At 32.9% G+C, this 26,569-nt stretch carries 25 protein-coding genes; 10 read left to right on the top strand and 15 right to left on the bottom strand.

What is annotated here, in order from left to right; translation table 11 throughout:
* The first annotated feature begins 6 nt into the window (after nucleotides 1-6).
* From ygiD to kdsB, 3 genes are all read left to right on the top strand, one after another.
* A complete protein-coding gene (gene ygiD, locus EOD40_RS15585) occupies nucleotides 7-837 on the top strand; it encodes a 4,5-DOPA-extradiol-dioxygenase (RefSeq protein ID WP_128197105.1) in 831 nt (276 codons plus the stop codon).
* Between the two features lie 34 nt (nucleotides 838-871).
* Nucleotides 872-1,336 (top strand): hypothetical protein, encoded by a 465-nt coding sequence (locus tag EOD40_RS15580; protein WP_128197103.1) that lies wholly within the window; start codon nucleotides 872-874, stop codon nucleotides 1,334-1,336.
* A gap of 156 nt (nucleotides 1,337-1,492) precedes the next feature.
* Entirely contained in the window at nucleotides 1,493-2,218 is a 726-nt protein-coding gene (gene kdsB, locus EOD40_RS15575; RefSeq protein ID WP_128197101.1) for a 3-deoxy-manno-octulosonate cytidylyltransferase, read from the top strand.
* 3 nt (nucleotides 2,219-2,221) lie between these two features.
* On the opposite strand, the gene EOD40_RS15570 is transcribed toward kdsB, so the two are convergent.
* Nucleotides 2,222-2,887, bottom strand: coding sequence for a spermidine synthase (locus tag EOD40_RS15570; protein ID WP_128197099.1), 666 nt, complete (start codon nucleotides 2,885-2,887; stop codon nucleotides 2,222-2,224).
* 167 nt (nucleotides 2,888-3,054) lie between these two features.
* Here EOD40_RS15570 and EOD40_RS15565 point away from each other — a divergent pair, with 167 nt between their 5' ends.
* Nucleotides 3,055-4,056 carry a hypothetical protein gene (locus tag EOD40_RS15565; protein ID WP_128197097.1) on the top strand — a complete coding sequence of 334 codons (1,002 nt, stop codon included), beginning with the start codon at nucleotides 3,055-3,057 and terminating at the stop codon, nucleotides 4,054-4,056.
* Between the two features lie 55 nt (nucleotides 4,057-4,111).
* Here the strand turns inward: EOD40_RS15565 and EOD40_RS15560 are convergent, their stop codons facing one another.
* Complete coding sequence (locus EOD40_RS15560; RefSeq protein ID WP_128197095.1) at nucleotides 4,112-4,582, bottom strand: helix-turn-helix domain-containing protein; 471 nt, start codon at nucleotides 4,580-4,582, stop codon at nucleotides 4,112-4,114.
* A gap of 314 nt (nucleotides 4,583-4,896) precedes the next feature.
* Here EOD40_RS15560 and EOD40_RS15555 point away from each other — a divergent pair, with 314 nt between their 5' ends.
* The 4 genes from EOD40_RS15555 to EOD40_RS15540 all read left to right on the top strand — a co-directional run bounded on the left by EOD40_RS15555 (nucleotide 4,897) and on the right by EOD40_RS15540 (nucleotide 9,827).
* Nucleotides 4,897-6,051, top strand: coding sequence for a M14 family metallopeptidase (locus tag EOD40_RS15555; RefSeq protein WP_128197094.1), 1,155 nt, complete (start codon nucleotides 4,897-4,899; stop codon nucleotides 6,049-6,051).
* A gap of 76 nt (nucleotides 6,052-6,127) precedes the next feature.
* Nucleotides 6,128-6,607, top strand: coding sequence for an Lrp/AsnC family transcriptional regulator (locus tag EOD40_RS15550; protein ID WP_007139244.1), 480 nt, complete (start codon nucleotides 6,128-6,130; stop codon nucleotides 6,605-6,607).
* Nucleotides 6,608-6,719: 112 nt separating this feature from the next.
* A complete protein-coding gene (locus EOD40_RS15545; protein WP_128197092.1) occupies nucleotides 6,720-9,302 on the top strand; it encodes a phosphoenolpyruvate carboxylase in 2,583 nt (860 codons plus the stop codon).
* A gap of 9 nt (nucleotides 9,303-9,311) precedes the next feature.
* Nucleotides 9,312-9,827: a DinB family protein gene (locus EOD40_RS15540; RefSeq protein ID WP_128197090.1), complete on the top strand. Its 516-nt coding sequence runs from the start codon at nucleotides 9,312-9,314 to the stop codon at nucleotides 9,825-9,827.
* 1 nt (nucleotide 9,828) lies between these two features.
* On the opposite strand, the gene EOD40_RS15535 is transcribed toward EOD40_RS15540, so the two are convergent.
* From EOD40_RS15535 to aroB, 6 genes are all read right to left on the bottom strand, one after another.
* Nucleotides 9,829-10,305, bottom strand: coding sequence for a DNA-deoxyinosine glycosylase (locus tag EOD40_RS15535; protein ID WP_128197089.1), 477 nt, complete (start codon nucleotides 10,303-10,305; stop codon nucleotides 9,829-9,831).
* A gap of 4 nt (nucleotides 10,306-10,309) precedes the next feature.
* Complete coding sequence (gene recQ / locus EOD40_RS15530) at nucleotides 10,310-12,424, bottom strand: DNA helicase RecQ (RefSeq protein WP_128197087.1); 2,115 nt, start codon at nucleotides 12,422-12,424, stop codon at nucleotides 10,310-10,312.
* Nucleotides 12,425-12,505: 81 nt separating this feature from the next.
* Nucleotides 12,506-12,910: a DNA primase gene (locus EOD40_RS17990; protein WP_164905492.1), complete on the bottom strand. Its 405-nt coding sequence runs from the start codon at nucleotides 12,908-12,910 to the stop codon at nucleotides 12,506-12,508.
* A gap of 10 nt (nucleotides 12,911-12,920) precedes the next feature.
* The gene (locus EOD40_RS15520) at nucleotides 12,921-13,892 is read right to left on the bottom strand and encodes a deoxyhypusine synthase family protein (RefSeq protein WP_035657553.1); all 972 of its coding nucleotides are present in this window, start codon (nucleotides 13,890-13,892) and stop codon (nucleotides 12,921-12,923) included.
* Between the two features lie 106 nt (nucleotides 13,893-13,998).
* Complete coding sequence (locus EOD40_RS15515; protein WP_128197085.1) at nucleotides 13,999-15,393, bottom strand: type III PLP-dependent enzyme domain-containing protein; 1,395 nt, start codon at nucleotides 15,391-15,393, stop codon at nucleotides 13,999-14,001.
* 294 nt (nucleotides 15,394-15,687) lie between these two features.
* A complete protein-coding gene (aroB, locus tag EOD40_RS15510; RefSeq protein ID WP_128197083.1) occupies nucleotides 15,688-16,755 on the bottom strand; it encodes a 3-dehydroquinate synthase in 1,068 nt (355 codons plus the stop codon).
* Between the two features lie 91 nt (nucleotides 16,756-16,846).
* Between aroB and EOD40_RS15505 the strand changes: the two genes are divergently transcribed.
* Nucleotides 16,847-18,022, top strand: coding sequence for a proline dehydrogenase family protein (locus EOD40_RS15505; protein ID WP_128197082.1), 1,176 nt, complete (start codon nucleotides 16,847-16,849; stop codon nucleotides 18,020-18,022).
* Here EOD40_RS15505 and EOD40_RS15500 read toward each other — a convergent pair.
* Together EOD40_RS15500 and EOD40_RS15495 are read right to left on the bottom strand one after the other, a co-directional pair.
* Nucleotides 18,019-18,420 (bottom strand): thiol-disulfide oxidoreductase DCC family protein, encoded by a 402-nt coding sequence (locus EOD40_RS15500; protein WP_128197081.1) that lies wholly within the window; start codon nucleotides 18,418-18,420, stop codon nucleotides 18,019-18,021. The two genes, EOD40_RS15505 and EOD40_RS15500, sit on opposite strands and share 4 nt — an antisense overlap.
* Nucleotides 18,421-18,655: 235 nt before the next feature.
* Nucleotides 18,656-20,821 (bottom strand): endonuclease MutS2, encoded by a 2,166-nt coding sequence (locus tag EOD40_RS15495; RefSeq protein ID WP_128197080.1) that lies wholly within the window; start codon nucleotides 20,819-20,821, stop codon nucleotides 18,656-18,658.
* 169 nt (nucleotides 20,822-20,990) lie between these two features.
* Here EOD40_RS15495 and ung point away from each other — a divergent pair, with 169 nt between their 5' ends.
* Nucleotides 20,991-21,665, top strand: coding sequence for a uracil-DNA glycosylase (ung, locus tag EOD40_RS15490; RefSeq protein ID WP_128197079.1), 675 nt, complete (start codon nucleotides 20,991-20,993; stop codon nucleotides 21,663-21,665).
* A gap of 23 nt (nucleotides 21,666-21,688) precedes the next feature.
* Here ung and EOD40_RS15485 read toward each other — a convergent pair whose 3' ends face one another.
* The 5 genes from EOD40_RS15485 to porX form a co-directional block, all read right to left on the bottom strand.
* Entirely contained in the window at nucleotides 21,689-22,288 is a 600-nt protein-coding gene (locus EOD40_RS15485; protein WP_128197078.1) for a hypothetical protein, read from the bottom strand.
* Nucleotides 22,289-22,498: 210 nt separating this feature from the next.
* Nucleotides 22,499-22,876, bottom strand: a complete 378-nt coding sequence (locus EOD40_RS15480) for a DUF4258 domain-containing protein (RefSeq protein ID WP_128197076.1) — start codon at nucleotides 22,874-22,876, stop codon at nucleotides 22,499-22,501.
* Nucleotides 22,877-22,913: 37 nt separating this feature from the next.
* Nucleotides 22,914-24,113 carry an alanine dehydrogenase gene (locus EOD40_RS15475; protein WP_164905491.1) on the bottom strand — a complete coding sequence of 400 codons (1,200 nt, stop codon included), beginning with the start codon at nucleotides 24,111-24,113 and terminating at the stop codon, nucleotides 22,914-22,916.
* Nucleotides 24,114-24,330: 217 nt separating this feature from the next.
* Nucleotides 24,331-24,738, bottom strand: a complete 408-nt coding sequence (gene tsaE, locus EOD40_RS15470) for a tRNA (adenosine(37)-N6)-threonylcarbamoyltransferase complex ATPase subunit type 1 TsaE (RefSeq protein ID WP_128197075.1) — start codon at nucleotides 24,736-24,738, stop codon at nucleotides 24,331-24,333.
* 82 nt (nucleotides 24,739-24,820) lie between these two features.
* Nucleotides 24,821-26,374, bottom strand: a complete 1,554-nt coding sequence (gene porX, locus EOD40_RS15465) for a T9SS response regulator signal transducer PorX (RefSeq protein ID WP_128197073.1) — start codon at nucleotides 26,372-26,374, stop codon at nucleotides 24,821-24,823.
* Between the last annotated feature and the right edge of the window lie 195 nt (nucleotides 26,375-26,569).

The raw sequence follows: 26,569 nt of genomic DNA, 5'->3' as shown, positions 1-26,569 counted from the left end.
GGAGTCATGAACACACTAAACGACCTACATAAAATTTCAAGCACTTTTTCGAATACCGAAAAAATGCCGGTGTTATTTTTAGGACATGGAAGCCCGATGAATGCGATTGAAGAAAATCAGTTTGTGGCGGGTTTTAGAAATATGGCTAAAACGTTGCCGCAGCCAAATGCCATTTTGTGTATTTCAGCACATTGGTTTACCAAAGGAACTAAAGTCACCGCGATGGAAATGCCAAGAACCATTCACGACTTTGGTGGTTTTCCTAAAGAATTGTTTGCGGTACAATATCCTGCCCAAGGTAATCCCGATTTAGCCATTGCTACCAAAGAATTATTATTGCCAACCGAAGTAGAACTCGATCACGAATGGGGTTTGGATCACGGTGCCTGGAGTGTAATTAAACATTTGTATCCCGAAGCGAATGTTCCGGTGATTCAGTTGAGTATTGATTATTCAAAATCGCCACAATACCATTTTGAGTTGGCACAAAAATTAAGTGCTTTGCGACATAAAGGCATCCTTATTATAGGTAGTGGAAATATTGTACACAATTTACGCTTGGTTGATTTTTATAATATGGACATAGACAATTATGGTTTTGATTGGGCCATAGAAGCCAGGGAAAAAGTGAATTCTTATTTATTAGACGGTAATTTCCAAGCCCTGATTGATTATGAAAAACATGGACAAGCTTTGCAACTTGCCATTCCTACACCGGAACATTATTTGCCTTTGATTTATACTTTGGGACTAAAAGAAAAACAAGAAGAACTGAGTTTGTTTAATGACAAATTACTAGGAGGTTCTTTGAGTATGACTTCGGTGAAGATTGTGTAAAGTTGTTTTGTTTTTAAATAAAAAAAATAAAAAAATGGATGATATAGATTATAAAAAAAATATTGAAAAATTAGAAAGACAAGTGAAAAATTCACTCAAATTGATAAATCAGATTCGTCCTATTTTTTATTTTTTAGGTTTTTTTAGTACTTTTTGTTTTTTTCTTGAAAATGTTCAAAACCTTCAATATCTTAAAAATAATATTTCTACTATTAGCCTCGTCGGAATTTCTTTGTTATTTGGATTTCTCCTATTTTTATATAGAGAAAATTATAGATTGGGTTATGGTATTTTAGAGATTATTGTTGGTTTACTAACAATAATTTCATTATTTGAAAATATGAATAATCAATCAAGAGTTTTAGATATAGAAGTTTATGTAAAATTAGGAGGTGGTCTATATATAATAGTCCGAGGTATGGATAATGTTTTTAAAAATATTGAAAATAAGAGAATTGGTATTTGGTTGAAAAACACATATGGTATTGGGAAAAAATAAATTTTTCTTAATAAAATTATTGAAGTAAATCTACCTTATTTAGGATATTATAAGAATTAATATATTTATTTGTGATTCGATTTTTATTTTTTGAATCAACAAAAAATAAAAAATATATCTTTGCGCCTTAGTGCCTTTGTGGCAAACAGTCATAACATGAAAATAATAGCAGTCATTCCCGCCCGTTACGCCTCAACAAGATTTCACGCCAAATTAATGCAGGATCTTGGAGGAAAAACAGTCATTTTAAGAACGTATCAAGCCGCAGTAAACACAAAGTTGTTTGATGATGTTTTTGTAGTTACGGATTCCAATTTAATTTTTGACGAAATTGTTACTCATGGCGGAAAAGCCATTATGAGTATCAAGGAACATGAATCGGGGAGTGACCGAATTGCTGAAGCGGTAGAAAATCTGGATGTGGATATTGTTATCAATGTTCAGGGAGACGAACCTTTCATCAATGCCGAACCTTTAAAAGAGGTAATTGAAGTTTTCAAGAATGATTTGGATAAAAAAGTCGATTTGGCTTCGTTAATGTATGAAATCAAAGACGAGGAAGAAATCAATAATCCTAACAATGTGAAAGTGGTGGTGAATCAGAATAATTTTGCCTTGTATTTTTCACGTTCGGTAATTCCGTATCCAAGAGAGCAAAATGTAGGTGTGCGTTATATGAAACACATCGGGGTGTATGCTTTTAGAAAACAAGCCTTATTGGATTTTTATCATTTACCAATGAAATCTTTGGAAGCTTCTGAGAAATTGGAACAATTGCGTTATTTGGAATTTGGCAAACAAATCAAAATGGTCGAAACTACTCATGCGGGAATTGGTATCGATACTAAAGAAGATTTGGAAAAAGCCAGAAAGATTGTGTAATTCTTAGACCAGTTTTTCGATAACAATTAATTCATTGTGTTTTTCGACTCTTGGAATTGATTTGATTGTGAAATTCTCTTTTTTGAATTCGCTGATCAATTTATAATTTCGAAGATTTTCTTTTTTATTTAAAAGCATCGTATTAAAAAGTATGAAACCTTTATTTTTTAATAAAAAGCAAATTCTGTCGATAAAAAAAGTTTCAAATAAAAAATTAGGCATTTTGGTATCCTGAAAAATATCAACAATAATTAAATCGTAATTTTCTTTGGTTTTCAAAACAAATTCAAAAGCATCATCAATTACTATGTTGAGTTGCGGAATTTTATCCAATTTAAAATATTGATTTGCTATTTTTATAATTTCGGCATCAATTTCAACTCCTGTAATTTTTCCTGTAAAATGAATGTCATCGATTAAAGTTTTGATGACACTTCCTCCGGCAACACCAAGTATTAAAATGGATTCCATCTTTTTAATTTTGGCGAAGCCAATATTTTTCAAACCTAGCTTCAAAATGCGTTGTAAACTTCCGTATGAATAATTAGTGTTTTGGGAATCCATAACTAAATCACCATTAGCCCAGGTAATTTCTATAGATTGGCTCAAAGCCGATTTTTGGCTATAAATTTTTATAGGGTAGAAATAGCTAAGTAATCGTTTAATCATGAATGGCTTTTTTTCAAAAATAGCTTTTATATTCTGAAAAACCAGATATTAAAACTAAAAATACCTGTCAATTATACTTACAAAAAATAATTTTAAAAAAATATTGATTTTCTAAAACCAAGGGATTTGTTTTATCGTAAATAGGGTAACATTTAAAACTTATAGTTATGAAAAATTTATTTATCTCTTGTGCTATTATAGCTTTGGCAATGACATCATGTTCTAATGATGATAATTCAATGAGTAATCCCGAACTGACAATGGTTACTTCAAGTAATACTTCTGGTAAAGTAACTTATATCAATTTATTAGAACCATCTGCTATGGTTTCTTCTTTTACAATTTCGTCTTTAGATGCAGAAGGTATTTCGTATGATCCAAGTGCTGATAATATTATTGTAGCTTCACGAACCAATAACAGGCTAGAATCTTATTCAGGGGTAAAAACTGCAGCTTCTTCAGGTTCAACATCGTTAACATTATCATTGAGTGGTTCCAATCTTGATTTTACAAATGCGAGAGAAACTGCTGTTTCAGGAGATAAAATTGTAGTGGCACAGGATCAGTTGGCTTCAAATGGCTTGGTTAATAAATTATTGGTTTACCAAAAAACATCGACTGGTTTTACCCTTTTGAATTCCTATACTACTAATTTTAAATTATGGGGAATTCACATGGAAGGAAACGATTTGTATGCGGTTGTAGATTTAACTGGCGATATTGTTCAGTTTAAAAATTTTATGGGCAATGCTTCTGGAGCTGTAACAGCTACTAAACGAGTGACTATAGAAGGAATTATTCGTACTCACGGAATTACGTATTCAGCCAAGGATGATTTAATGATTCTTACTGATGTAGGTAGTGCAGCATCTGATTCTGATGGAGGATTGGTGTTCATTAAAAACTTCATGAGTCTTTTTGCTTCAACAGCTAATATGGGAACGATTGCTATGAGCAACCAAATTAGAATTTATGGACCTAATTCGCAATTAGGAAATCCAGTAGATGTGGGGTATGATTACGTCACCAATACGACTTATGTGGCAGAGCGATTAAATGGAGGAGGAAAGGTTTTGAGCTTTGCTAAAGCAACAGTATCTGCTGACGCTACACCTTTGACTGTAAGGTCAGAAGCTGGCGTAACCTCAATTTTTGTTATAAGAAAATAATAATTGGTTTTATTTGTTTGAATAGCCCTAAATGTGAATAAAAAAGCATTTAGGGCTATTTTTTTTGATTTGGATTAAAGGTTTTAAAAGTGCCGTCTTTATAGAAAAACACTATTTTTTCAATATCTTCTTCAAATAAATTTTTAATCATTTCATTTGAATGTTTGGGTGAAGTAGTTTTTGTTTCTTCAACAATACTTTTCGAAAATAAATCTTCAGCAATAGCAGGGCTTGGATTTATTGATAAAGGAATGGAAGTGGAGTTGGTTGTTGGTTCTGATTCAGTTGTTGTTGAATTGTTTTTAGGAAAATTACCTTTACCGTTTAAAATCCAATACAAATCTACTTCAGGATACACATCCAGAATTTTGAGGATAAAATCCAGACTTGGTTTATTTCTTCCCGAAAGGAGATGAGATAAACTAGAGCGTTGCACACCAATTTTATCGGCAAATGCAGAAGCATTGATGCTGTAATAATCGAGTATAATTTCAAGTCTTTTTATAAAATCGTCAGTGTTTACCATTGTAAATTACAGTTTAGAATCCTGTATTTACAAATGTAATCAAAAATATTCAAATTAGCAAAATTACAGTTGTAAACTAGCAATATCAGGGGGTTTTTACTAGTTAATCTGGTTTAAGTAAAATATGTTAATCATCTGAAAACAAAATAATTGAATTACTTTAAATATAAAAATAACATTTGTTAATAATCAAGAGGTTAGCAGAATCGAAAAGATTGAATACTGTGTTTACAATTATAAAAAATCCGCATTTAAAACAGTTTACAAATGTAAAAATAAAGATGTTTACTTTTGTAAATCAAATATATTAGATTATGAATTTAGAGCAGTTGTTTCTTGATAACAAGGAAAAAACGATTGAAGGTAGGTATTTGACATTAGAGTCTATTGAGCCTATTTTGAAAAGAATTAATACAGATAATCAACTTTCGGTTATTGGAGAATCGGTTCAGGGAAGACCAATTTATAAGTATATTATTGGTATCGGAAAAACTAAAATTTACCTTTGGTCACAAATGCATGGTAACGAAAGTACCACTACAAAAGCATTATTTGATTTTTTAAATGTGTTACATAGCGGTTCAGATTTAGCTAAAGCGTTTTTGGCTAACTTTACTTTTTGCTGTTTGCCAATGTTGAATCCAGATGGAGCGACTTTGTATACTCGTGCAAATGCCAATGAAATTGATTTAAACAGGGATTCTCAAGATCTTACTCAGCCAGAAAGTAAGATTTTGCGAGCGGTTTTTGAGGAGTTTAAACCTGATTTTTGTTATAATCTTCATGATCAGCGTACTATTTTTGGTGTTGCGGATACTGGAAAACCAGCAACTGTGTCGTTTTTAGCGCCTTCTTATAATGAAGAAAGAGAGATAAATGATTCCAGGCAAAAAGCAATTAATTTGATTGCAGGCATGAATGCGGTTTTACAGGAATTTATTCCTGGTCAAATTGGGCGATTTGATGATTCGTTTAATATTAATTGTATTGGAGATACCTTTCAGTATTTAGGAGTGCCGACTATTTTGTTTGAGGCCGGACATTTTCCGGGGGATTATCAAAGAGAAATTACCCGAAAATATGTTTTTATGGCTTTGGTTTCGAGTTTCACAATACTTAACGAAAACGTTATAGAAGTTAATAGAACGGAGGATTATTTGAATATTCCTCAAAATAAAGTCGTTTTTTATGATTTTATATACAAAAAGATTAAAATAAATTATGACGGTAATGAAAAAATAACGAATTTTGCTGCACAGTATAAGGAAGAGTTGGTTGATGGAGCAATCCATTTTAACGCTTATATTGCAAGGCTTGATGAATTAGAGGGGTTTTTCGGTCATGAAGTATATGATGCTCAGGGGGCTGCTTATGAAGATGAGGAAGGAAATATTCCAAAACTAGATCAAAAAGCAAATTTTTGTTTAGATAAAAAACTTAAATTTGTTAATGGATTGATAAAAAAGTAATTTTTTGTACGACTTTATCATTTTTATGTATATTTTTATGCCTTAAAATGACAATTAATAATATAATTAGAGAAATATGAGTAAGTTCCGTTTAGATGAAGTAGATCATCAGATATTAGACATGTTGATTGACAATACGAGAGTTCCGTTTACGGATATTGCAAAAAAATTATTGATTTCTGCTGGAACAGTGCATGTTAGAGTAAAGAAGATGGAGGATGCTGGAATCATAATGGGATCATCATTGGTTCTTGATTATGATAAATTAGGCTATTCTTTTATTGCTTATGTTGGTGTTTTCTTGAATAACACTTCTCAAACTAAGTTTGTTTTACAACGCATTAATGAGATTCCATTTGTTACTGTTGCTTCTGTTACTACAGGAAAATTTAATATTTTCTGTAAAATCAGAGCAAAAGACACTAAACATGCTAAGGATGTTATCTTTATGATTGACGATATCGATGGTGTTTACAGAACTGAAACAATGATTTCTCTTGAGGAAAGCATAAACGACAAAAAGCGTTTGATGCATACTATCTTCAAAAATATGTAATCTAAGAACTTGAATGTTATTTTAAAAAATATTACCTCAAGTTGACTCTTGGGGTTATTTTTTTTAAAAAACAACAACACAACATAATTAACAAAATAATTCAACATAATTTATGTATACGCTCCCTAAAATTGAACGTTTTAAACAAAATGTTCTTTCTAAATACAATATTTACAACAGCGTTTTCATTACTTTACCTTTTGATTCTATAGACAACACAGGTGCTTTACTGCCTTTGTTCACAGAAGTTTGTGAAACAGGTTTTAGAAAAATGGAAACACCAAAGGAAATATTTGAGTTTTTCTCAAAAAAATATTTACATACTGATGTAGAGGCTGATAAAATCGATTTAATGTTTCGTTTTATCCAGTATATCGAACGTCAAATTGTGTTGTTTGATGCTATAGAAGACGCTGCATTTCCTATTGTAAATAACATGGAGGGACGTGGTTCTTTGAGAGATATCAAAGAAAAAGCGGATGCTAGAGGAAAAAATGAGGAATTAGTTGAGTTTTTAGAAAATTTTAATGTAAGAACGGTTTTAACAGCGCATCCTACACAGTTTTATCCTGGTGCTGTTTTAGGGATTATCAACGATTTGACTCAGGCAATTCGTGATAATAACTTACTTCAAATCAAACAACTTTTAGCACAATTAGGTAAGACACCATTTATCAAAAATGAAAAACCTAATCCTTTTGACGAGGCAGTAAGTTTGATTTGGTATTTAGAAAATGTATTTTATGACACCGCTGGTGATATGATGCATTATCTGGAAACTAATATTTCTCCTGAGGGAATTAAAAATCCTATTATCCAACTTGGATTTTGGCCAGGAGGAGACAGAGATGGAAATCCATTTGTAACTACAGATATTACCTTAAAAGTTGCCGAGCGTTTAAGAACTTCTATTTTGAAATGTTACTATTTCGAAATGAGAAACTTAAAAAGAAAATTAACTTTCCCGGGAGTGGATGTTTTAGTTGCTGAACTTGAAAACAAATTATACCGTTCTGTTTTTTATTCAAGAGGTGAAATCTACATCACTTTAGATGAATTCAAATCACAGTTAAACAAAATAAAAACCATTATTATTGAGCAACATCAGTCTTTGTATCTTGATGAATTAGAAGCTTTGCTTATTAAAATTAATTTGTTCGGTTTCCATTTTGCTACTTTAGACATTCGTCAAAACAGTAAAATCCATGATGCTGTATTTAAAGATGTATTCGATTATTATTTAGAAAATGGTAAAGATGTTTTTCCTAAAAACTATTACGAATTATCAGAAACAGAAAAAATTGAAGTTTTAGCAAATGCAAAAGGCGATTTAAATCCTGTTGATTTTAAAAATGAAATGACACAATCGACTCTTGAGTCTATACGTGCAATTCAACAAATTCAGGAAAGCAATGGTGAGTTAGGAGCTAACCGTTATATTATCAGTAATAACGAAAATGCGGTGAATGTTTTAGAAGCATTTGCTTTGTTTAGATTGAACAATTGGGAACATCCTTCGGTTGATATTGTGCCTTTATTCGAATCAGTAGACGATTTGCAAAATGCACATAATGTAATGGAGCAATTGTATACTAATCCGGTTTATGCTGCACATGTTGCAAGCAGAGGAATGAAACAGACTATCATGCTTGGATTCTCTGATGGTACAAAAGATGGTGGTTATTTAATGGCTAACTGGAGTATTTATAAGGCTAAGGAACAGCTTACTGCTATGTCTAGAAAATATGGCATAAAAGTTATTTTCTTTGATGGACGTGGTGGACCGCCAGCTCGTGGAGGAGGGAAAACACATAAATTCTATGCTTCTTTAGGACCAAATATCGAAAACAAAGAAATTCAAGTGACAGTTCAAGGACAAACTATTAGTTCTAATTTTGGTACTTTAGATTCTTGTCGTCATAATTTGGAAAACTTGTTAAGTGCCGGGGTTACAAATCAGGTATTTAATAAGGATTTGAATAAATTATCAGATGAAGATCAAGCGATTTTAAATCAATTATCTGATTTAGGATATAAGAAATATTTAAGTTTCAAAAATCATGATAAATTCATTCCGTACTTGGAGAAAATGAGTACGTTGAAATATTATGCAAAAACTAATATTGGAAGCCGTCCTTCTAAAAGAAGTAAATCTGAAAAACTAGATTTTAAAGATTTAAGAGCGATTCCGTTTGTAGGTTCTTGGAGTCAGTTAAAGCAAAATGTTCCTGGATTTTATGGTGTTGGAACTGCTTTGAAATATTTTGAGGATACAAATCAATGGGATAAGGTTCAGGATTTATACAATAGTTCAATGTTTTTCAAGACTTTGTTAGAGAATAGTATGATGTCATTGGCAAAATCATTCTTCCCATTAACGGCTTACATGAAAAACGATCCTGAATTTGGAGAGTTTTGGCAAAACATCTACGATGAATTTTTGGAAACCAAAAGATTATTGTTGAAAATTGCCGGTCATAAACAACTGATGGAAAATTATCCTGATGGAATGGCTTCAATTCAAATTAGAGAGCGTATCGTATTGCCATTATTGACTATTCAACAATATGCTTTATTGCGAATTAACGAATTGAATAAAGAAAGTGTTCCAAATGATAAATTGATCAAAGTGTACGAGAAAATCGTAATGCGTTCTTTATTTGGAAACACTAACGCAAGTAGAAACTCAGCTTAATCTTTGATTATGAAAAGCACTGATATCCCGGAAAACGAATATTCCATATTTAATGCTACTTATGTAAAAGCGGCAGGAGATGGAGATTTATATGAAGACTTAGAAATAAGTCTTCATGATTTTATTCGTTTTGTTCAGGATATTCCAATGGATAAATTTGATTATCGCTATGCTTTGGGCAAATGGACTATCAAAGAAATTATCCAGCATATCATCGATACCGAACGTGTTTTTGCTTATCGGGCTTTGCGAATTTCGAGAAATGACAAAACACCATTACCGGGATTTGATGAAAATGCTTTTGCTTTAAATACAAATGCTAACGACAGACATTTGCAGAGTTTATTGACTGAATTGTCAATTGTTCGTCAAAGTACTTTGGTACTTTTTAAGAGTTTTTCAGAAGAACAATTAAGAAGAATTGGGACTGCTTCTAATCATGAACTTTCAGTGCGGGCAATAGGTTTTATTATCATTGGACATCAAAAGCACCATCAAAAAGTTTTTCAGGAAAGATACCTGTAAACTAATAAAAACAAGTAGACCAAATTTTCAACTTGTTTTCAAAAGACATCGTATTAGCGGGACTTGTAGAAGGCATTACATAATAAGTAATGCCTTTTATTTGCCCGAAATTCTTAATAAAATAACGGTGACTCTCTTTTCCGTTAAAGATGATTCTTTTGATTTTTGGGTATTGTTTGAATAAGTCTTCAAAATCATTTGGCTTATGATTTTTGATGTGAATATCTAAACTTCCTTTGCGTTCGCAATTTTCCAGAACATCCCAAATTCCAATTTTGTTAGTTTGTAATACTTTTATTTTTTCTTCGAAAACGGTAGCAACAGGTAATTTATCAAATATAGTGTAAATTATTTTCCAGAAATGATTGCGTGGATGCGCATAATATTCCTGTTTTTCTAACGAAGCAATTCCGGGCATGGTTCCCAGAATTAGAATTTCGGTTTCGGTGTTGACAAAAGGAGGGAAGGAGTAAATCATAGTTTTAAGTATTAGCTTCTTCTTTTTCAATGATTGCTAAACCAATTCGAATTTTTTCATAGCCTATTTTTTCTTCGAAATAATCAAAATAAGGTTTTAAAGCAGCGGGTTTTTCTAGTTTTAAACGGGCAGCTGCTATTAAATTCACTTCTTCTTTTGAAATAAATTGGTGTAAATCAATTGAAGTTCCATCAGAATATAATTTTGCCAAATGAGACATAATTGTACTTAATCCTAATTTTCGTTTTGCAGCAATTTCTTCGGTAGAAAAACCTTCTTGGTACAAAGCTAAAGTTTCTTTGTAGGTGCTGGACTCTTTTTTAGATTTTACTTTTTTGTCTTTTTGAAAAGCAATAATGGTTTTAATAAAGGCATCGCCATACTTTTCTAATTTGGCTTTTCCAACACCGTCAATCGCAATCAATTCTTCTTCACTCATTGGACGATTGATTTCCATTTGGCGTAAAGCAGCATCGCTAAAAATAACATAAGCTGGCACATCTTCTTCTTTTGCAATTTCATAACGCAACTTGCGTAAGCTTTCAAACAATGAATTGGCTACTACTTTTGTTTTAGTTTCCTTGGTTTCAGTTTTACTGGTATTTGCTTTTTGTACGGTGTTGAGTTGTACTTTTTCGTTTTCGAATAGTACTTTTCTAGCCAAAGGAGTAAGTTTAATTTTGTTTTGTTGGTGAAAAGCAATTTCGCAATACCCAAGATTAATTAATTGAATCAGGTATTGATTCCAATCGTGCCAGGAGGTTTCAATGCCTACGCCATATGTTTTTAAGTTTTGGTATTCTTTCTCGTAAATATAGGCGTTTTTAGAGCCTCGTAAAAAATCAACAATTACAGCTAATGGTTCAGATTCCTGAAGTCTGATAATAGCCGAAAGTGCTTTTTGAGCAATAATGGTTCCATCAAAAAAGGCGGGTGGATTTTTGCAGATATCGCAATTGCCACAGTTTTCGGTAACAATCTCGCTAAAATAAGAAAGCAATATTTTTCTGCGACAGCTCAGTGCATCAGTATATTGTTTCATTCTTTCGAGTTTTGCCAATTGGATTTCGGCATTTTGTCCCTGCGAAGCAAATTTTTGCAACTGAATCAAATCGCCATAACTTTCGAATAAAATAGTTTCAGAAGCCAATCCATCACGACCTGCACGACCAATTTCCTGGTAATAACCTTCAATATTTTTAGGTAGGTTGTAATGAATCACCCAGCGCACATTAGACTTGTCAATTCCCATTCCAAATGCAATGGTGGCGCAAATCACCTGACATTGGTCGTTAATAAATTCGTCTTGAGTTTTTGAACGAAGTTCACTGTCTAAACCAGCGTGATAGGCTTTAGCATTGATTCCTATTTTGCTGAGTTTTTCGGCAAGATCTTCGGTTGTTTTTCGGCTGAGACAATAAATAATACCGGAATCGTTTGGTTTTGATTCGATAAAGTCAATAATTTGCTTTACTCTGTCTAAAGCTGGACGAACTTCTAAACTTAGATTTTTTCGATCAAAAGAAGAAATGAAAACAGTGGGTTTTCGTAAGTTTAATTGGTTGCTAATATCTTGACGTGTAGCTTTATCAGCAGTTGCAGTTAAAGCAAGGATTGGGGTAGAAGGGAAGCGGTTTTTAAGATAGCCTAAATTGGTATAAGCAGGTCTAAAATCATGTCCCCATGACGAAATACAATGCGCTTCGTCAATAGCAATCAAGCTTATGGTAAGTACACTAAAAGCGTTATCTAGGTAGGATAAACTTTCGGGTGCAATGTAAACCAGTTTTACTTTGTTGTTTTTTAGGTTTTCAATATGTTGCTGTTGTTCAGTTTCTGTTTGAGTGCTGTTAATAAAGCAAGCCGCAATTCCATTGGCTTTTAAACTGTCTACCTGATCTTTCATTAACGCAATAAGTGGCGAAATCACGATGGTAATTCCGGGAAACAATAATGCTGGCAATTGAAAACAAATGGATTTTCCACCACCTGTAGGCATGATGGCTAAAGTATCATTACCGTTTAAAATAGTATTTATAATTTCTTCCTGATTGCTTCTGAATTTTTCAAATCCAAAATTTTCTTTAAGTGTAGTATGTAATATTTGGGAAGTAATCATTTTTAGAGTTCGAATTTCGAATTGTGTTTTTGGAAATTAAAAAAGGAACTCTTTTTTGAGTTCCTTTTGTGTTTTTATGAATTAGTCTTCATCATCTTCGTCATCGTCATCATCTGAACCACCTTTGTCATCTGAATCTTCATCATCGTCGTCTAAATCTGGTTTGTCAGTATCGTCATCATCATCGTCATCATCACTAATGTCGTCATCCAAATCTAAACCTTTAATTGGTGCGATTGGTTCGATAACATCATCTATTTCTTCATCATCTTCGTCAAAATTTTCTATTCTATCAGCAAGTTTAGTACTTACTTTTACTAAGTAGATTGTGTCTTCAGTGCGGACTTCAACTGCTTCTATTAATTCGTTTTTAGCATTTTTAAAACGAATAATATCTTCATCGTCATATCCATCAGGAAATTTCTCAACCAATAAGTTTAAAATTTCATTTGTCAGTTTAGCATACTCAACAATAATTCTTCTCATAAAAATGGTATTATAAATCTAATAAATAAGCAAAAATTAATGGTGCTACAATAGTAGCATCTGATTCAATAATAAACTTAGGAGTTGTGATATCTAATTTACCCCAAGTGATTTTTTCGTTTGGAACTGCTCCAGAGTACGAACCATAACTGGTTGTAGAATCTGAAATTTGGCAGAAATAACTCCAGAACGGAATGTTGTGCATTTCCATATCCTGATACAACATTGGAACAACACAAATAGGGAAGTCTCCAGCGATACCACCACCAATTTGGAAAAAACCAATACCATTTTCACTATTCTTTGGGTACCAATCAGCTAAAAAAGTCATGTATTCAATACCTGATTTCATTGTTGAAGCTTTAAGGTCTCCCTTGATAACATAAGAAGCAAAAATATTCCCCATTGTACTATCTTCCCATCCAGGAACAATAATAGGTAAATTTTTCTCAGCAGCAGCATACATCCAGCTGTCTTTTAAGTCAATTTCGTAATATTCTTCTAATACTCCCGAAAGTAACATTTTGTACATGAATTCATGAGGAAAATAACGCTCTCCTTTATCATCAGCATCTTTCCATATTTTGTAGATGTGTTTTTGTAATCTACGGAAAGCTTCGTGTTCAGGAATACAAGTATCAGTCACACGGTTCAATCCTCTTTCTAATAAAGCCCATTCGTCTTCAGGCGTTAAATCACGGTAGTTAGGCACTCTTTCATAGTGAGAATGTGCTACCAGGTTCATGATGTCTTCTTCAAGGTTTGCACCTGTACAGGAGATAATCTGAACTTTATCCTGACGTATGATTTCGGCGAAGATTTTTCCAATTTCTGCTGTACTCATTGCTCCAGCCATACTTACCATCATTTTAGCACCATTGGCTAATTGTTGTTCGTAAGCTTTTGCGGCATCGACTAAAGATGCAGAATTGAAATGTAGATAATGCTTTTCAATAAACTGACTGATCGGTCCTTTACTCATTTTAAGGGTTTTAAATATTTTGTAAATTTATGTGTATTTGAATCTAAAACGGCTCAAATATAATGAAATTATAAATCTACTAATTGTGTGTTTTGTTAATTATTTTTTATTTGTAACCTAATATTTTTAATACATCTTCAGAGGTTTGTTGCTCCGAAAATACTTCTGTAGCCAAAATACCATTTTCGTCTCTATCTATTAGGATATGCTTAGGTTGCGGGATTAAGCAGTGATGCAATCCTCCGTATCCTCCAATGGTTTCCTGATAAGCACCAGTATTAAAAAATCCGATATAAAGTGGTTTTTCTTTGTTGTATTTTGGTAAATAAATGGCGTTCATGTTTTGCTCAGAGTTGTAGTAGTCATCGCTGTCACAAGTAAGGCCACCTAATAATACTCTTTCGTAGGTGTCGTTCCAACGGTTTACGGCTAACATGATAAAACGCTTATTTATAGCCCAGGTATCCGGTAAAGTAGTGATGAATGAAGAATCAATCATATTCCACTTTTCTCTGTCGTTTTGTTGTTTTTGATAAAGAACCTGATAAATTGCTCCGCCACTTTCACCTACAGTAAATGATCCAAATTCTGTAAAAATATGAGGGACATCTACTTCGGCTTCGTCACAGGCAATTTTAATCTGATTGATGATTTCGTCAATCATGTATTGATAATCGTATTCGAATGCCAAAGAGTTTTTTATTGGAAAACCTCCTCCGATATTCAAACCGTCCAGAGTAGGACATTCTCTTTTAAGAGCGATATATACTTTGATACACTTTACCAATTCGTTCCAGTAATAAGCGGTATCGTTGATTCCGGTATTGATAAAAAAGTGAAGCATTTTCAACTCCAATTTATCGTTTTCCTGGATTTGTTTTTTGTAAAAAGAAACAATGTTTTTGTAACCAATCCCTAATCTTGAAGTATAGAACTCGAATTTAGGTTCTTCCTCGGCAGCAATACGGATACCGATTTTGAATTTTCCTTTGATTTCCGATTGAAGTAAATCTAATTCTTCATAGTTGTCAATAATTGGAATAGTATTTTTATGTCCGTTATTGATTAAACGGGCAATATTTTCGATGTATTGATCTCTTTTGAAACCGTTACATAAAATATAAGTGCTTTTGTTGATTTTACCATTTTCTAAAAGGTTCTCAACAATATTAATGTCAAATGCAGATGAAGTTTCAACATGAATATTATTTTTGAAAGCTTCATTCATAACGAATTCAAAATGAGAACTTTTCGTGCAATAACAGTAATAGTATTTTCCCTCATATTTGTTTTTCTCCATCGCTTTACGAAACCAGCTTTTGGCTTTGTTGATGTTGTTAGAAATTTGAGGTAAATAAGTAAATTTTAAAGGAGTGCCATACTTTTCAACCAATTTCATCAAATCGATATTGTGAAAATGAAGATTGTCTTTGTTGAGTTTGAATTCTTCCTGAGGGAAATAGTATGTTTGATTGATTAGATCAGAATATTTTGTATTCATTTTGCTTTTAGAGTTTTGTGTGTTATAGATTAATTAAGATAAATTAAGCTATAATTCAAACCCTAATGTTTGCATATATAATTTGCAACTTTTCGTTTTCTGCTTTTAAGTATTGAAAAACATCAAAATTAAATGAACTTATAACCAAATTAAAACGCTTCAATATTCTTAAGAAAGAACTATTGTTAACGCTCTGGTCTGTGTTATAATTTCTTTGTTTTTGAACTTTTTTCATTGCGGCAAATGTAAAAAATAATATATAAGTGATGCAATCCTTTTTTATAAAAAAAATAGTTAAGATTTATAATCTTCAAAGGCTTCAAGAATTAATTCATTCTCAACAGCTTGATTGATTTTTATTTTTCCGATACCTTCGATTAATGCAAATTGAATACTTCCATATTCATTTTTTTTATCGTGAATTAACAACTCTAGGATAGGATCGATGTCTTCTTTTTCAAAAACAATATCTTCATAGATTGACTTAAGTACGTGCTTGATTTGAGTATATTCTTCTTTAGAAATTAATCCTTTGTGTAAAGAGATGTAGCTTTCAAGAATCATTCCCACAGCAATAGCTTCTCCGTGAAGTAAGGTTGTTTTAGTTTCGCTTTCAAGAAAATATCCTTCAATGGCATGACCTAAAGTATGTCCAAAATTCAAAGCTTTTCGAATGTTTTTCTCGGTTGGATCTTGCTTTACAATCTCATTTTTAATTTCGACTGATCTGTAGATTAATTGGTCAAGAGAGTCAAAATCAATTGTTGAAATATCCAGAAATTCTTCCCAGTATTTTTTATCGTAAATCAAACCGTGTTTCAACATTTCGGCAAGACCCGAACGCATTTCGTTTTGAGGAACGGTTTCTAGAAATTGTGTATCAATAAGAACCATGTTAGGCACATTGATAACACCTATCTGGTTTTTTAAATTTCCTAAATCTACTCCGTTTTTTCCACCTACCGAAGCATCAACCATAGAAAGCAAAGTCGTAGGAATGTGGATAAAATCAACACCACGTTTAAATGTTGATGCTACAAAACCACCAAGATCAGTAACAACTCCACCACCTAAATTAAGTACAAGACTTTTTCTGTCTCCTCCAAGTTCAGTAAGTATTTTCCAAATTTCAACACAGGTCTCAATATTCTTATTTTCTTCACCTGCTTCAAACTCGATAATTTCTACATTTAAATCAGTTTCAATATTAGGTAGTAATTTTGGTAAACAAAACTCATTTGTATTACTATCTACAATAATAAAGATGTTAGAATATTTGTTGTTACTTATATGAAGATTTAAAGCTTCGTATGCTTTTTCGTTAAAATAGATTGGGTAGTTATTGGCTTGAATTGTCTGCATTGTCATTAATTATTTTGAAATGCAAAATAAGGTAATTTCTAGTAATTAATGTCCATAACTCTGGCTATATTTGTTTTAAATAGCAAAAAAAATGAAAAAGATATTCGATAATACCCAAATCGCATTTGCTTTGAAAAGCAATAGCCAATTGAATGCGTCTTATTTTCTTTTTAAAATGATGGCTCTAAAACCATTGGTCAAAATAGGAACCAAAATTATCGGTTTGGCCTTGCGATTAAATTTACCTGTCGAAAATGTAATTCGAAAAACCATCTTTAATCAATTTTGCGGAGGAATAAATGAGGAAGATTGCCTTAAAGTGGTTGATATTCTTGATACTAAAGGCGTTTCGGCTGTTTTGGATTATGCTGTTGAAGGAAAAGCTAACGAAAGCGAGTTTGATAATGCGCTCCAAAAAGTGTTAAAAATCATTGAATTTGACAAAGAACGTCAGGCAATTCCTTTTAGTGTTTTTAAACCAACGAGTTTTGGACGGATTGATTTGTATGAAAAAATTGGAAATCAGGAAATTTTAACTGATTCAGAACAAGATGAATGGAATAGAGTAGTGGGGCGTTTTGATTGGGTTTGCAAAGAAGCTTATCAAAAAAATGTTTCTATTTTGATTGATGCCGAGGAAAGTTGGATGCAAACAGCCGCTGACAAATTGATTCTGGAAATGATGCACAAATACAATAAAGAAAAAACCATTGTTTTTAATACCCTGCAAATGTACCGTTGGGATCGAATGGATTATTTGAAGGAAATGCATCAAAAAGCTAAAGCAGAAGGATTTTTTATAGGAATTAAATTAGTTCGCGGTGCCTATATGGAAAAAGAAAATGAACGTGCCGAAGAAAACAATTATGCGTCGCCTATTTGTTCGACTAAGCAAAAAACAGATGAAAGTTATGACGCTGCTTTGCGTTTTATTACTGATAATTTAGATGTTTTTTCTCTTTTTGCAGGCACACACAACGAAACCAGTGCTTATTATTTGATGGAATTAATGCAGCAAAAAAATATTGCAACTAATAATGTCCGAATTTGGTTTGGGCAATTGTATGGCATGAGTGATACTATGAGTTTTAATTTGGCAGCAAATGGATATAATGTTGCTAAATACCTTCCTTTTGGACCAGTCAAAGAAGTGGTTCCTTATTTAATTCGTCGTGCCCAGGAAAATACTGCTGTTACCGGACAAACGAGCCGCGAGCTGGAAATGATTATTAAAGAACGAAATCGCAGAAAAAACACTCAGTCTTAGTTTAAAAATTTTGCTTTCAATTCAGGTGTAGGAATCATGCACAGGTCTTTTTTACCATACCATTTATAGCGGTTCTTAGCGATATAATCGTAAATAGAGTCGTTAATTTTCTTTGGAAAAACATTGAAAATTGCCAGAAATTCATAGAAACCGCCCAATTGAGATGCTATTTTAAAAGCCGCTTCTGATTTATGGTAATAAGCAATTCCGGGTTCGTACAAGATGATGCTATCGCTTATTTTTGGATCGACACCAATGTAACTACAAATTTCCTTTCCTAAATCAGACTGTAAAGCCACGAAACTAAATACATCTTTTTTATCGTGTTTAATGATAAACTGCACTGCCGAATCGCACAAATTGCAAACACCATCAAAGAGGATGGGTAGTTTTTGCATTTTTTGATCAGGTTACAGATTTGATTTTTGGTTTAGTTTGTCATTCCGACGAAGGAGGAATCTCATCTGGTAGCTCCACAATCCATTCATTTTTTTATTTAGTTTGAGGAATATCTAACGGAGTTTTCTCCTTTGTCGAAATGACAAAATTGAGAGAGTATTTTTGTATACTGCATTTACTTGTGTTAGTGTGATTGCTTCGTTCCTCGCAATGACTTTGGGGACTGCAAACTGATTACTTCTTAACCGCTTCCACCAAGTCTAATTCATCCAAACTCACTTTAGAAGTAAAAATACCATAATTAACAATTGCTTTGTTTTTTTCAATAGCATCAATACTTCCAACAGCTTTTCCGTCTTGCATGCGTACACGATCACCCACTTTTAGGATAGGTCTTGGTTTTTCAATAACAGGTTTAAGTTTTTTCTCTTTCTTTTCTTTTCTAATTTCCTCAACCTGAACTTTAACTTCTTCGATGACTTCTTTTTTCTTAGCCTCGATAGCTTTAGTTTCTTTTGGAGTGGCTTTTTTGCGTTTCGAATTTTCGATTTCAACTATTTTCAAAAACTCGCCAATCAACTCTTTTTTATTCTTATTGTTGAAATATTTCTCGGCAATATCTTCTATTTTTTGGCCAATATAAATTGTTTTCTGATTGCTGTCATACAATTCCTGATAGCTTTCCAGTTTTTGCTTAATTTTTACATTGATGTTTTCCATCTTTTTACCTTCTTCACGTGCTCTTATTTCTTCTTCTTTTAGGTTCTGAGAAGTTTTTTCGAGTTTAGAACGCTCTTTTTGTAAGGTTGCAATGGTTTTGTCAAAACGTACTTTGCCTACTTCGATTTTCTTTTTGGCGCGATTGATTAAGCCAAAGGGAATTCCGTTTTTCTGAGCAACTTCAAAGGTAAATGAACTTCCTGCCTGTCCTAAAGCCAATTTATACATGGGCTCCAATGATTTTTCATCAAACATCATGTTAGCATTGGTAGCAAAAGGCAGTTCGTTAGCTAGGATTTTTAAATTAGCGTAATGTGTTGTAATAATTCCAAAAGCTTCCCGATGGTAGAATTCTTCCAGGAAAATTTCAGCCAGCGCACCACCTAATTCTGGGTCAGAACCAGTACCAAATTCGTCAATCAGGAACATGGTTTTACGGTTACACTTCTTCAGGAAGTAGTTCATGTTCTTTAGTCGGTAACTGTAGGTGCTCAGATGATTTTCAATAGATTGATTATCTCCGATATCGGTCAGGATTCTGTCAAATAAAAAAGTTTCTGAACGTTCGTGAACCGGAATCAACATTCCTGATTGTAGCATTAATTGGAGTAATCCCACCGTTTTTAACGAAATGGTTTTTCCTCCTGCATTAGGTCCCGAAATGACAATAATCCGGTTTTCTTGCTGTAATTCTATTGTTTGTGGGTAAGTGACTTCCTTTTTTTGTTTGTTAGTCAAATATAAAATAGGATGGAAGGCGTCTCTAAAATACAAACGACGTTCCTCTGTTATGTTTGGCAAAATTCCGTTGATTCTTTCAGCATATTTTGCTTTGGCAGCAATTACATCAACATCACTTAAAAAGTCCTGATATTCTTTTAATAAAGGTAAAAATGGACGAATAGCATTCGATAATTGCTTTAAAATACGTGTGATTTCTTCTTTTTCTTCGTATTCTAAATTGCTTAATTCTCTTGAATATTTCAGCGTCATTTCAGGTTCGATATAAGCTATACTTCCTGTTTTCGAACTTCCTAAAATGGTTCCTCTTACTTTTCGACGATACATTGATAATACGGCTAAAACACGGCGGTTTTGCACAAAACTTTCCTTAATATCATCTAAATATCCTAAACCATTGTATTGAGTCAGAGCAACACCAAAACTCTGATTAACCTTGCCGCGAACCAAATTCATATTTCTACGGATATCTGACAAAACAGGAGAAGCATTGTCTTTTATTTCGCCATATTTATCGACAACAGTATCAATAAGAGTTACAATTTCTTTAGTGAGCTCAACGCGTGAAGCTCTGGCATTGATATTTGGATAGTAATCATCAAATTTTCTCATGAAATTCAATAAGAAATTTACCGTTGAAGAAAGCGTAGCAATTTTTCTAAAACTACCTACTTCAAGGAAACTGTCTTCAATTGCCAGGAATTTTATTTCGTGTGTTATCGCATCAAAACCATGATTAGGAATCGCATTATTATTTTGAAAAGAAGAAACATACTCAGAGGTTTGTAACAAAGCTTGCATCAGACTTTCTTTATCTCTAAAAGGAGTAATTTGGAGTGCTTTTTCTTTTCCAATTTCGGTATTGCATATCTCTGAAATGGTTTCGAGAATCGTTGGAAATTGTAGGTCTTGTAATGTTTTTTCGGTGATGGATATCATTCTTTGTGCGTGCTTCTTTTTATGCAAAAATAGGTAATAGTAGAGATTCTTTCACGAAGATTTTTAAAGATTTCGCTATGATTCATAAAGATTTACTTAATTGTAAAACTATCTTGGTGTGTCTTTGTGTTTACTCTGTGTATCTTTGCGGAACAAATTTAAAATAAAGATGCAAATTTCCTTAAATCCTGATTGGCAAACCATTTTATCTGAAGAATTACAAAAAACATATTTTAATGATTTATTGCAGGAGGTAGAAAAAGAATATCAGGAGTTTGTGTGTTTTCCACCAAAAGACTTGATTTTTTCGGCTTTTAATTATTGTGATTTATCTAATTTGAAAGTGGTCATTATTGGTCAGGATCCTTATCATGGCGATGGAGAAGCAAATGGTTTGTGTTTTTCGGTTAATGACGGGGTGAAAATTCCGCCTTCATTACGCAATATTTTTCGGGAGATAAATGAAGATTTGGATTCTATTTTTTTTCCGACAACTGGAAATTTAGAACATTGGGCCAAACAAGGCGTTTTATTGTTGAATGCGGCACTTACAGTCCGAAAAGACAAGCCTAATAGTCATAAACACTTAAAATGGAATTTGTTTACCGATGCGGTGATTCAGAAAATTTCAGAAAAAAAAGAGCATGTCGTATTTTTACTTTGGGGCTCATTTGCACAAAAAAAAGGAAGCAAAATAGATAGAAACAAACACTTGGTTTTAGAATCAGGACATCCGTCGCCTATGAGTGCTAATCAGGGGAAATGGTTTGGGAACAAGCATTTTAGCCAAACCAATCAATATTTGAAAGCGAATAATAAATCAGAAATTGATTGGATTTTATAGTTTTTAAAGCCTGTTTAAAATTGTTAATTGAATTTTAGAGAATGAAAAACGGGTTGCATTTGTTCTTTTATTGTTTGTTGGTCATTTGCTAAATAAAAATAATAGGCATCTGCAACATCATCTTTGTGTATGGCTACCATTACACAGTATTTATAGTCTTGTCCAAATTCCTTTCCAGCTTCAACCATTGTCATCGCTCCCCAATCAGCATTAAATTCAGCTTTAATTGCTTCTGGCGGGAAGATAGAAGAGCCTTTAAGTATTTTACCTCCAGAAATATTGAAAGCAATTGCAACGAAAGAACCCTGATAAAGTTTATTTGGGCTCCTGTTTATTTCGCCAGGTTGTTTATTTTTTTCTTTTTCATTATAGTCTTTTAACCTATCTACTAATGGATGTAGCGCAAATCTAACTTCAAAGTCTTTTTCTACATGTTTGATAGCATAATCATAATTCATTTGATTGTTAGAGATAATTGGTACTTCTTTAAAGTTTTTAGGAGTTTCAAAGTTCATCTTAGCTTTGAGTAATTTTTCTTGAAATTCAGAAGGTAGTTTTTGGGTTGTGAATGAAGTAAGAAGAAGTAGAAAAAATCCTATTGTTAATAATGTAATTTTTTTCATGATCAATTTATTAAGGTTGGTTAGTTGGTTTATAAATACTTGGTATTCCCAGTAGAGGTTTTGAAATATTTTCTCAAATATAAAATAAATTATTTGTTTTTGTAGGTTATTTACTTGTTTTATTATTTTGTTGAGATGTTATAAAAAAGAAAGCCATTTAAATTTCAAAAAGAAATTCAAATGGCTTTTTATGATATTAAGAAGCTAAAATTATTTTTTTATAATATTCTCTAAAGTAGCTTTATTCTCTTCGTTTTTTACAGTCAGAATTATTTCGATATTTTTAGCTGTTTTTCCTTCAATTACGTAAAGTTTTGCTTTTTTACCAAAATCAGTATCACTTTTATCAAAATCAACATCGCCAAATTCTAATGTTTTCCTAACATCGGAGGTGTCAACCCATTTTTCTGCCAAAGCCTGAGATGCTTTTGCAGAATATTCAAAAGGTTTGTTTCTTATGTCGTTTAAAACCCTGGCATTGGGAAAATAATTACAGCGGGTATCTTTTCCACTAAAAACAAGAGCTACAAAAAAGCAGCCTATTACTAAGCCTATAAGATAATAGGCAAAACGTTGTACAAACTTCATGAATTTATTTTTTGGGCAAAGGTAATTGAAAGTTTACTTAAAACACAATTAAATTGATGTCGTTGTTAGGTAAATCAAACCAGTCACCAATAGCTCTGTTGGTAAGAATTCCATGGTAAGTATAAATACCATTTTTCAAGCCTTTGTCACAACGAATAGCACTTTCGAGTCCGCCATCTTCAGCAATTTTCAATAAATAAGGTGTGATAATATTGCTAATAGAAAGCGAGGCTGTCTTAGAATAGCGGGAAGGGATATTAGGAACACAATAATGTAGGATATTACTTTTTATAAACGTTGGTTTTTCGTGCGTAGTGACCTCAGAAGTCTCAAAACAACCACCGGTATCAATGCTTACGTCCACAATTACAGCTCCTTTTTTCATGTGTTCCACCATAGTTTCGGTAACCACTACCGGGCAACGTTCCAGACCGCGTATGGCCCCAATGGCAACATCACAACGTCTCAGCGCCTTCATTAAAGCTTTAGGTTGTATCGTCGAAGTAAAAATGCGTTGATTTAAACTATTTTGTAGTCGTCTTAATTTGGTAATTGAATTATCAAAAACTTTGATATTAGCACCTAAACCAATAGCGGTTCTTGCCGCAAATTCTCCTGCCGTTCCAGCACCAATAATAACAACTTCGGTAGGAGGAACTCCGGTAATATTACCAAAAAGGAGTCCTTTTCCATGAGAATTAGCAATCATTAACTCGGCAGCAATCAATATAGAAGCCGTGCCTGCAATCTCACTTAAAGATTTGACAATAGGGTAAGTATCATCGACATCTTTAATGTATTCAAAAGCAAGTGCAGTAATTTTCTTTTTAGTTAAAGCTTCGAAATATTCTTTTTTTTTGGTTTTTAATTGGATTGCCGAAATAAGTATCGCCTGATTGTTCATCATTTTGATTTCGGCAACTGTAGGAGGTTCTACCTTTAAAATTATTGGACAACCGAAGACTTTTTGGGTGTCTTTAGTCATTTCAGCACCTATTTCAGAATATTCTCTGTCTGAGTAACTGGCGCTTTCCCCGGCACCCGATTCAATCATCACTCGATGTCCATGACATATTAACGAACTGACTGCATCTGGTGTTAGACAAATGCGACGTTCTTGATAGCTAGTTTCTTTAGGAATACCAATAAATAGTTCGCCCTTTTTTTTAGCTACTTCCAGCTTCTCTTCTTGAGGTAATAACTGTTGTTTTGTGAATGGAGTTATTGATATTGACATCGTTTTTGGTACAATTAAAAAGTAAAATTACACAAAAAGATTAAAAAAATAAGCTTTCTTTTTTGATAAAAATACAATTGAGTTTAATTATTAACATTAAGTTGTATTTTTCAAGTTTTTATAGAAATAATTTAGAAGTATTTTCGGAATTCACTCTCAAAAACAAAACTATAAAACACTGAAAATCAACTAATAATATTTATTTTTTTTAAGTAATCTAGTTCAATTTCAAAAAACGTTTTCCATCAGGAAGTGCTTCAATGGTAATTGTCGAATGTGTTTCAGGAATAAGATTAGCAATATTTTCGGCCCATTCGATAAAACACCAATTTCCGGAATACAAATAATCATCCACGCCCATATCTAAAGCTTCTGTTTCATTCTTCAAACGATAAAAATCAAAATGGTAAACAACTTGATTGTCTGATGTTTCGTATTCATTAACTAAAGAGAAACTAGGGCTACTTGTAGCTGCTGTTACCCCCAGAGTTTTACATAATTGCTTGATAAAAGTAGTTTTTCCGGCACCCATTTCACCGTTAAAAAGCAAAATCTTATTCGGTTGAGCCGCTACAATCAATTCGGCAACATTGCCTATTTCGTCTAATGAAAAAGTGATTTCCATATTCTTAGTTTATTAGTACCTAGTCCTTAGTCCCTAGTTTTTAGCATAGATGCTAAGGGACTTGGGACTAAGAACTAAATCACTATTTAGGATTAAATATCAAACATGGAATAATCATTTCTTCGAGAGAAATTCCGCCATGCTGATAGGTATTTTTATAATAACTCACATAATGATTGTAATTATTGACATAAGCCAAAAACAAATCATTTTTTGCAAAAATATAAGAACTACTCATATTAATAGCAGGTAAGCCAATTTTTTTTGGGTCTTTTACTGCATAAACATCTTTGCTTTCATAGGTAAGACTGCGACCGGTTTTGTAACGCAAATTCAAACTGGTGTTTTTATCACCTACTACTTTTGATGGATTTTTGACGTTGATGGTTCCGTGATCGGTAGTTAGAATCAATTTGAAACCCAGTTTTTGTGCCTGCTGAATAATCTCTAACAATGGCGAATTCTTGAACCAACTCAAGGTTAGCGAACGATAAGCCTTGTCGTCAGGAGCGAGTTCTTTTACCACATCCATTTCAGTTTTTGCGTGCGAAAGCATATCTACAAAATTATAGACTACAGCAACTAAATCGTTGTCTTTTAAGGCCCTGAAATTCTCAAGGAGTTTTTTGCCCGAAGCCATATTGGTAATCTTGAAATAATCCGATTTAATATTCAAACTCAAACGCTTTAATTGAGCTTCAAGAAATTCGGCTTCAAATAAGTTTTTTCCGCCTTCATCAGGATCGTTTTTCCAAAGATCAGGATGTTTTTTCTCCATTTCTACCGGCAATAAACCTGAGAAAATAGCATTTCTGGCATATTGGGTTGCGGTAGGTAAAATAGAGTAGTAGGGCACTTCTTTTTCCAGTTTGTAATAATCAGACACCACGCTTTCAAAGGATTTCCATTGGTCGTAACGCAAATTATCAATGACCACAAACAATACAGGTCTTTCTTTTTTCTTAAGTTCAGGAACCACTAATTCCTTGAATAGAGTGTGTGACTGAATGGGTTTATCGGCTTTAGGCTCAAACCAATCTTCGTAATTACGCTCAATAAATTTCCCAAATTGCGAGTTGGCTTCTACTTTTTGAGATTCCAGGATTTCAATCATACCCTGATCGTTGATATCTTCTAGTTGTAGTTCCCAAAACAATAGTTTTTTATACAATTCGATCCAATCTTCGTAGCTGTTTACCATGCCCATTTCCATCGCAATTTTTCGGAATTCCTTTTGGTAATCCAAAGTGGTCTTTTGAGAAATCAGCTTCGAATTGTCCAAATTTTTCTTTAAACTCAGTAAAATTTGGTTTGGATTCACGGGTTTAATAAGGTAATCGGCAATTTTAGCGCCAATGGCTTCCTCCATGATGTATTCTTCCTCACTTTTGGTAATCATAATCATCGGAATAGCGCTCTTTTTCTCTTTCATCTCCGAAAGGGTTTCCAAGCCGCTCATTCCGGGCATATTTTCGTCTAAGAAAACAATATCAAAGTTCTCGTTTTCAAATATTTCAATAGCGTCAAGCCCATTATTACAGGTAGTAACTTCGTAATTTTTTTTCTCTAAAAAAAGGATGTGTGGTTTTAGATAATCAATCTCATCGTCAACCCAAAGTATTTTTATCTTGTCCATATTTATATAAATAGTAATCGAATGAATAGTCTATTGGAACGTTAAAAACTCCAGTTCATTGTGCAAATTACAGTTTTTATATACTCCAAGTTCCTAATATTATGATAAAATTTCTTTCTTCTGTTTTTGATAAAAAGTCCTTGGTGCTTAGTAATTAGTCCTTAGTTGTATTGAACGAGTACGTAGTATTCAGAA

The sequence above is a fragment of the Flavobacterium sufflavum genome (genome assembly GCF_004016525.1).
In the GTDB taxonomy this organism is placed as follows: domain Bacteria; phylum Bacteroidota; class Bacteroidia; order Flavobacteriales; family Flavobacteriaceae; genus Flavobacterium; species Flavobacterium sufflavum.
This window is presented reverse-complemented; position numbering and strand designations above follow the sequence as displayed.

Coding starts and splice junctions, on each gene's coding strand:
- ygiD (WP_128197105.1), top strand. CDS start 7: ATGAACACACTAAACGACCTACATAAAATTTCAAGCACTTTTTCGAAT.
- EOD40_RS15580 (WP_128197103.1), top strand. CDS start 872: ATGGATGATATAGATTATAAAAAAAATATTGAAAAATTAGAAAGACAA.
- kdsB (WP_128197101.1), top strand. CDS start 1,493: ATGAAAATAATAGCAGTCATTCCCGCCCGTTACGCCTCAACAAGATTT.
- EOD40_RS15570 (WP_128197099.1), bottom strand. CDS start 2,887: ATGATTAAACGATTACTTAGCTATTTCTACCCTATAAAAATTTATAGC.
- EOD40_RS15565 (WP_128197097.1), top strand. CDS start 3,055: ATGAAAAATTTATTTATCTCTTGTGCTATTATAGCTTTGGCAATGACA.
- EOD40_RS15560 (WP_128197095.1), bottom strand. CDS start 4,582: ATGGTAAACACTGACGATTTTATAAAAAGACTTGAAATTATACTCGAT.
- EOD40_RS15555 (WP_128197094.1), top strand. CDS start 4,897: ATGAATTTAGAGCAGTTGTTTCTTGATAACAAGGAAAAAACGATTGAA.
- EOD40_RS15550 (WP_007139244.1), top strand. CDS start 6,128: ATGAGTAAGTTCCGTTTAGATGAAGTAGATCATCAGATATTAGACATG.
- EOD40_RS15545 (WP_128197092.1), top strand. CDS start 6,720: ATGTATACGCTCCCTAAAATTGAACGTTTTAAACAAAATGTTCTTTCT.
- EOD40_RS15540 (WP_128197090.1), top strand. CDS start 9,312: ATGAAAAGCACTGATATCCCGGAAAACGAATATTCCATATTTAATGCT.
- EOD40_RS15535 (WP_128197089.1), bottom strand. CDS start 10,305: ATGATTTACTCCTTCCCTCCTTTTGTCAACACCGAAACCGAAATTCTA.
- recQ (WP_128197087.1), bottom strand. CDS start 12,424: ATGATTACTTCCCAAATATTACATACTACACTTAAAGAAAATTTTGGA.
- EOD40_RS17990 (WP_164905492.1), bottom strand. CDS start 12,910: ATGAGAAGAATTATTGTTGAGTATGCTAAACTGACAAATGAAATTTTA.
- EOD40_RS15520 (WP_035657553.1), bottom strand. CDS start 13,892: ATGAGTAAAGGACCGATCAGTCAGTTTATTGAAAAGCATTATCTACAT.
- EOD40_RS15515 (WP_128197085.1), bottom strand. CDS start 15,393: ATGAATACAAAATATTCTGATCTAATCAATCAAACATACTATTTCCCT.
- aroB (WP_128197083.1), bottom strand. CDS start 16,755: ATGCAGACAATTCAAGCCAATAACTACCCAATCTATTTTAACGAAAAA.
- EOD40_RS15505 (WP_128197082.1), top strand. CDS start 16,847: ATGAAAAAGATATTCGATAATACCCAAATCGCATTTGCTTTGAAAAGC.
- EOD40_RS15500 (WP_128197081.1), bottom strand. CDS start 18,420: ATGCAAAAACTACCCATCCTCTTTGATGGTGTTTGCAATTTGTGCGAT.
- EOD40_RS15495 (WP_128197080.1), bottom strand. CDS start 20,821: ATGATATCCATCACCGAAAAAACATTACAAGACCTACAATTTCCAACG.
- ung (WP_128197079.1), top strand. CDS start 20,991: ATGCAAATTTCCTTAAATCCTGATTGGCAAACCATTTTATCTGAAGAA.
- EOD40_RS15485 (WP_128197078.1), bottom strand. CDS start 22,288: ATGAAAAAAATTACATTATTAACAATAGGATTTTTTCTACTTCTTCTT.
- EOD40_RS15480 (WP_128197076.1), bottom strand. CDS start 22,876: ATGAAGTTTGTACAACGTTTTGCCTATTATCTTATAGGCTTAGTAATA.
- EOD40_RS15475 (WP_164905491.1), bottom strand. CDS start 24,113: ATGTCAATATCAATAACTCCATTCACAAAACAACAGTTATTACCTCAA.
- tsaE (WP_128197075.1), bottom strand. CDS start 24,738: ATGGAAATCACTTTTTCATTAGACGAAATAGGCAATGTTGCCGAATTG.
- porX (WP_128197073.1), bottom strand. CDS start 26,374: ATGGACAAGATAAAAATACTTTGGGTTGACGATGAGATTGATTATCTA.